The sequence below is a fragment of the Dyella silvatica genome (assembly GCF_026283955.1).
GTDB lineage: Bacteria > Pseudomonadota > Gammaproteobacteria > Xanthomonadales > Rhodanobacteraceae > Dyella_C > Dyella_C silvatica.
In genome coordinates this window covers 1-4,866 of the sequence record NZ_JAPDPE010000197.1, presented here as the reverse complement: position 1 = coordinate 4,866, position 4,866 = coordinate 1, and the positions used below count along the sequence as shown (strand labels likewise).

The 4,866-nt window shown below is 56.8% G+C and carries 5 protein-coding genes and 1 pseudogene; all 6 read left to right on the top strand.

All coding sequences use genetic code 11. The features are described 5' to 3' along the window. Positions 1-254 (top strand): YraN family protein (locus OUZ52_RS22325; RefSeq protein WP_266160799.1); only part of this gene is annotated, 254 nt, incomplete at its 5' end. Between the two features lie 726 nt (positions 255-980). Further along, on the top strand, positions 981-1,544 hold the full coding sequence (locus OUZ52_RS22320; protein ID WP_266160798.1) for a hypothetical protein: 564 nt from the start codon (positions 981-983) through the stop codon (positions 1,542-1,544). A gap of 46 nt (positions 1,545-1,590) precedes the next feature. Continuing rightward, positions 1,591-2,538, top strand: a complete 948-nt coding sequence (locus OUZ52_RS22315; protein WP_266160797.1) for a VirB8 family type IV secretion system protein — start codon at positions 1,591-1,593, stop codon at positions 2,536-2,538. Then, positions 2,538-3,308: a TrbG/VirB9 family P-type conjugative transfer protein gene (locus tag OUZ52_RS22310; RefSeq protein ID WP_266160796.1), complete on the top strand. Its 771-nt coding sequence runs from the start codon at positions 2,538-2,540 to the stop codon at positions 3,306-3,308. The genes OUZ52_RS22315 and OUZ52_RS22310 overlap by 1 nt, the downstream gene beginning before the upstream one ends. Beyond that, the gene (locus OUZ52_RS22305) at positions 3,305-4,561 is read left to right on the top strand and encodes a TrbI/VirB10 family protein (RefSeq protein ID WP_266160795.1); all 1,257 of its coding nucleotides are present in this window, start codon (positions 3,305-3,307) and stop codon (positions 4,559-4,561) included. The genes OUZ52_RS22310 and OUZ52_RS22305 overlap by 4 nt, the downstream gene beginning before the upstream one ends. Before the next feature lie 53 nt (positions 4,562-4,614). Further along, positions 4,615-4,866, top strand: a pseudogene (locus OUZ52_RS22300) (P-type DNA transfer ATPase VirB11); the annotation flags it as partial.

Here is a 4,866-nt window from a genome sequence, read left to right as displayed (position 1 = left end):
TGGATCTGGTCATGCGCGAAGGCGACACCGTGGTGTTTGTCGAAGTGCGCTACCGACAACATGCCAGTCACGGCGATGCAGCCGCCTCAGTAACGCGTACCAAACAAGACAAGCTGATCCGCGCCGCGCAAGGATGGCTGGCCGCCCATTCGCGCTATGCGCAAAGCAACTGCCGCTTCGATGTCGTCAGCTATGACGGCGCCGCTGACAACGCCCGGATGAGCTGGTGGCGAAACGCGTTCGACGCATACTGAGAAGGCCACGCCGGAAGCGTTGCAATGCATCTGCCGCACCATATACCAACAACAGCAATCATGGCGAAATTCGAGCGCCATTGTTAATAGTCTCTATTGGTGCGACATACCCCATGCATACTGACTTCACTTAATGCTGGCGCATCGATGGCCATCAGCCGATCCACCACTGAAGCTTACGATTAGCCGTTTTTTACGAGCTCACGCTGCGAAGCAACAAATAAGCCGAAGTAACTTACGAAATACTCTGGCGTATGCGCTATAACATTGTTCCTTGACATAATTTGTGTCTAAGTAATCAATATGCAGTATGCAAAGTTTAGTGTCTTACACTGGCAGAACTGAGTACGTTGCGTCAGAATCGGCCGGCAGGGGTCTGTACCACCCCTAGGGGCCATGTTCACTTTTTGCGTCACCTGAAAGAACAAGCGCTGCGCGTGCTTGGGATTCGAACGTGCATGGAACCGTGTCAACAGGGTGTTGGGCAGCAGTTAAAGGCAGTCTAGACAGGGAGTAGGAATGGAATCGAAATCTAGTACCTCGTGGGCGTTAATACGGCCCACCAGAGCCACGACGAGACAGGGAACTATTAGCGAGCATCTCGCTGGCTGCTTTCCTGCATCTCTCAAGCCATCGCAATCACGTCCGAAAGCGGTGTTTTGCTAGCTGATTGATCTAACGCCTCCGTTAGCGGAAGGCGACCTTTAGCGTGTCCAAGGATTTCGCGTGCGCCACGAAAACCAAGGTTTTCCGCGCGAATTAAGCATTCCAATTTCATTTTGTGAGTATGACGTGAAGAAGGTTCTTTTAGCTCGGGCCCTCATGGGCACTTCAATGCTTGCAGCTCTCGCTTTGACGGGATGTGGGACGCCTGCAGCCAAAGATTTTCGTGGCACCTGGAAACCGGTAAACCACTTCCAGGACGCTTCGACGGAAATACCTCTGGCGCAGCCGTATACGTTTTTTGCCGCGCCCATGGATGGCACGCTGAAAACCATGCTGACCCGATGGTCGAAGGACACCGGCATGGTGCTTTCGTACCAACTTCACTCAGATTTCACGCTCTACAAACCAGTCACTCAAATCCACACGCCCAACATCAAGGCAGCAGCCGCGGAATTGAGCGCTATTTACGCGTCACAAGGCGTATCTGTCGTCGTCAACGACCGACAGATTCTCGTGGACCAGGCCAGCGCGACCAGCCCTGAGACCGCCACAAGCCCTGATACCACGACCAATAAAGAAACAACGGGCGCATCGAAGCCCGCTGCACCTGCGAGCACCCCATGATGAAGACAAGGACCAACGTTGTGATAGCCGATCAGGGTTTTCGCTGATGTTAAAGAAAAAATCTTCACAGAAAATTGATGACGCAGTCTCGAAATCGGCCAATTTCGAAGTCACCGTTGCCGACCTCGCCAGGCGTAGCGAGCGCCGTGCATGGTGGGTGACCTTTGCCGCCATCGTGATGTCGCTGATTCTTGCAGGCGGTTATTTCTACATGCTGCCGCTAAAGGAAAAAGTGCCTTACATCGTGATGGCTGACGCCTATACCGGCACCAGCACCGTATCGCGGCTTACCGAAGACTTCACCAACCGCCGAATCACCAGTAGCGAAGCGCTCAATCGCAGCAACATCGCTCACTTCGTACTCGCTCGCGAGTCCTATGACGTGGCGATGATCAACCTGCGCGACTGGAATACGGTGCTGACCATGGCGTCGCCCAGCGTCGCCGCCGGTTATACAAGTCTGCACTCGCAAGCCAATCCCAATAGCCCCTTCAAGACCTATGGCCGGGCTCAAGCGATACGCGTGAAGATCCTCAGCATCGTGCTGATTGGCAGTGGTCCGAATCTCACGCCGAAGGGAGCCACTGTCCGTTTCCAGCGCAGTCTGTACAACAAAGAATCCGGTACCAGCAAGCCGATGGACAGCAAGCTTGCCACGATCGAGTTCACCTACAAGCCGAATCTGAAGATGGACGATCAGTACCGGATCGAGAATCCACTTGGCTTCCAGGTCACCAATTATCGAGTCGACAACGACTATGCGACCTCACCGTCTGACGAAACATCGTCCGATGACGCACCCGATACCACCCCGCAGGCGCCAGCGCCGACAGCAGGGGTCGTACCCGCATCAAGCGCCAGCGCCAATGAGACATTGCAGCCCGGCGTTATTCCGCAATCGCCCATCCCCGAGCGTGGTGGTGCTGAAGTCTTGACCCCGGCAGCGGCGCCTGCCCCCGTATCGGGAAGCGCTGCAAGAGGAGCACGTCGCTGATGAACCGACCAAGCAAACTCACCCTGCTGACCAGCACCTTGGGGCTTGTCGTCGCCGGTGCCGCGCATAACGCTACTGCGCAAGCCGTGCAGCCTTACGAATACCAACCCGATCACATTTATCAGGTGCGTACCGGCCTAGGCATCACGACCCAGATCGAGCTAAGCCCGAACGAAAAGATTCTCGACTTCAGCACCGGCTTCAGCAGCGGCTGGGATCTGACTCGCCGCGACAACGTGTTCTATCTCAAACCGAAGAACGTCGATGTCGATACCAACATGATGATTCGCACGGCGACGCACTCCTATATCTTCGAGCTGAAAGTGGTCGCCACGGACTGGAAGACGCTGGAGCAGGCGCGACAAAAAGGTGTGCAGTACAAGATCGCCTTCACCTATCCCGCCGATACCAGCTTCATGACCGAGGCGAGCAAGGCGGCCAAGGCACCGGAACTCAATACCGGGCTGGTCAAGGGCCGTAGCTACAACTTCAACTACGACTACTCAATGCGTCGCAGCACTGCGCCCTGGCTGGTGCCCGTCAATGTTTATGACGATGGCCAGTTCACCTATATCAAGATGAGTGACATGAAGCAGTTCCCCACCGGGAACTTCCCCACCGTCTATATGCGTGAACGCGAGCATGGCGAGGATTCGGTGGTCAACACCACCGTCGAGGGCAGCACGATCATTGTGCACGGCACCTATCCCTATCTGGTCATTCGTCATGATGACAATGTTGTGGGCCTGCGAAGGAACATCCAAAAGTGAGCTCGAATATTCCAAATCCGCCTGGTGACGGCCCCGCGAACGGGGATCTTCCGCCGCATGATGCCCATGATGCGTTGGCCAGCAACCCCTATTCGGCGCAATACCGGCAGGCCCCTGCACCCGATCTGGATGCTGGCGCGCCACTACTGAGGTCAAATGACCTGCGCCGGATGAATCGCCGCGCGCTGGGCTTTCTTGCCGGCATTGTCGCCTTGTTGCTGCTGGCCGCCTTCTGGATGTTGAGAGGCGCGACCAACCATTCCGAGGCTGCACAGAAGCCTCGCGAAGAAACGGTAAACATCCCGGAGGCTCCCAAGCCCCAGGAGCTGCCGCGACAACCACAACGGCCAGCCGCAGCGATACCGCTTGCCCTGCCACCACCGTTGCCGACCGTCCAGGAAAGGACGCCCGCATCGATGCCACAGGTGCCGAGCGGACCGACCCTGGTCCAGCGCCGCATGATGACTGGCGAATCGGCAGCACAAGCCGCCGGCCCAGGTGGCTCCATGCCAATGGCCGGTGGGCAGAACCCCTACGGGCAGATGCTGCCTGGCGGCATTCCGGGTATGCCAGGCATGCCTGGTATGCCTGGCTCAGGCGTCCCCATCAATAACGCTTACTCGGGTAAAGCATTGCCGCAAGTGTCCTCGGCCGAGCCGCTGACCAACCCCGACACATTGATGATGCGCGGCACATTCATCCGTTGCGTACTCGAGACACGGATCATCACCGACATCCCCGGCTTCACCTCCTGCGTAGTGACCGAGCCGGTGTACTCCTTCACCGGCAAGCGCCTGTTGCTGCCGAAAGGCTCCAAGGTGTTAGGCAAGTACGAGTCGGAACCCAATGGTCCCCGCGTTGCGGTGATCTGGGACCGCATCGTCACGCCAACCGGCATCGACGTGAATATGGCCAGCCCTGGCGTCGACAATCTCGGTGGCGCCGGTCATCCGGGCTACTACAACGCACACTGGGGCAGCCGCATCGGTGCTGCACTCCTGATCAGCATCCTCAGCGATGCGTTCAAGTATGAAGCCGCGGAGCATGGCCCCAAGAACACCACCGTAAGCAATGGTGTCGTCACGCAAACTCCGTATGAGAGCAACACGGCACAAACGTTGCAAACACTTTCTGGGCAAGCCGTTCAGCGCGCAGCCAATCGTCCGGCGACAGTAACGATCAACCAGGGCACGGTGCTTACGGTTTATGTCGCCAAAGATGTCGATTTCAGCGGTGTAGTCGCACGTTTCTGATGATCTTGTTTCTTAACTGTCCTGATGTACTAACTGTGGTGGCCTGATAGCACATGGATGAAGAAGTCGTAGCTAAAGTCTCGAATGAATTCCTGGATTACCAGTACGAGGTACTGGGCGTCCGGGATTTCATGGCGTCACCCGATGTGACCGAGATCTGCATCAACCAGCCGGGTGAGCTGTACCTGGAAAGCCGTGGTGGCTGGCGCCGGGTGGAAGTCCCGTCGCTGACTTTCGAGCGTGCCCGTCAGTTCTGTACCGCAGTCGTCAATGAAAGCAATACCGGCCAGCGCATTACCGATACC

Excerpts from the sequence above, each read along its gene's own strand:
- OUZ52_RS22315 (WP_266160797.1), top strand. The coding sequence starts at position 1,591 with ATGTTAAAGAAAAAATCTTCACAGAAAATTGATGACGCAGTCTCGAAA.
- OUZ52_RS22310 (WP_266160796.1), top strand. The coding sequence starts at position 2,538 with ATGAACCGACCAAGCAAACTCACCCTGCTGACCAGCACCTTGGGGCTT.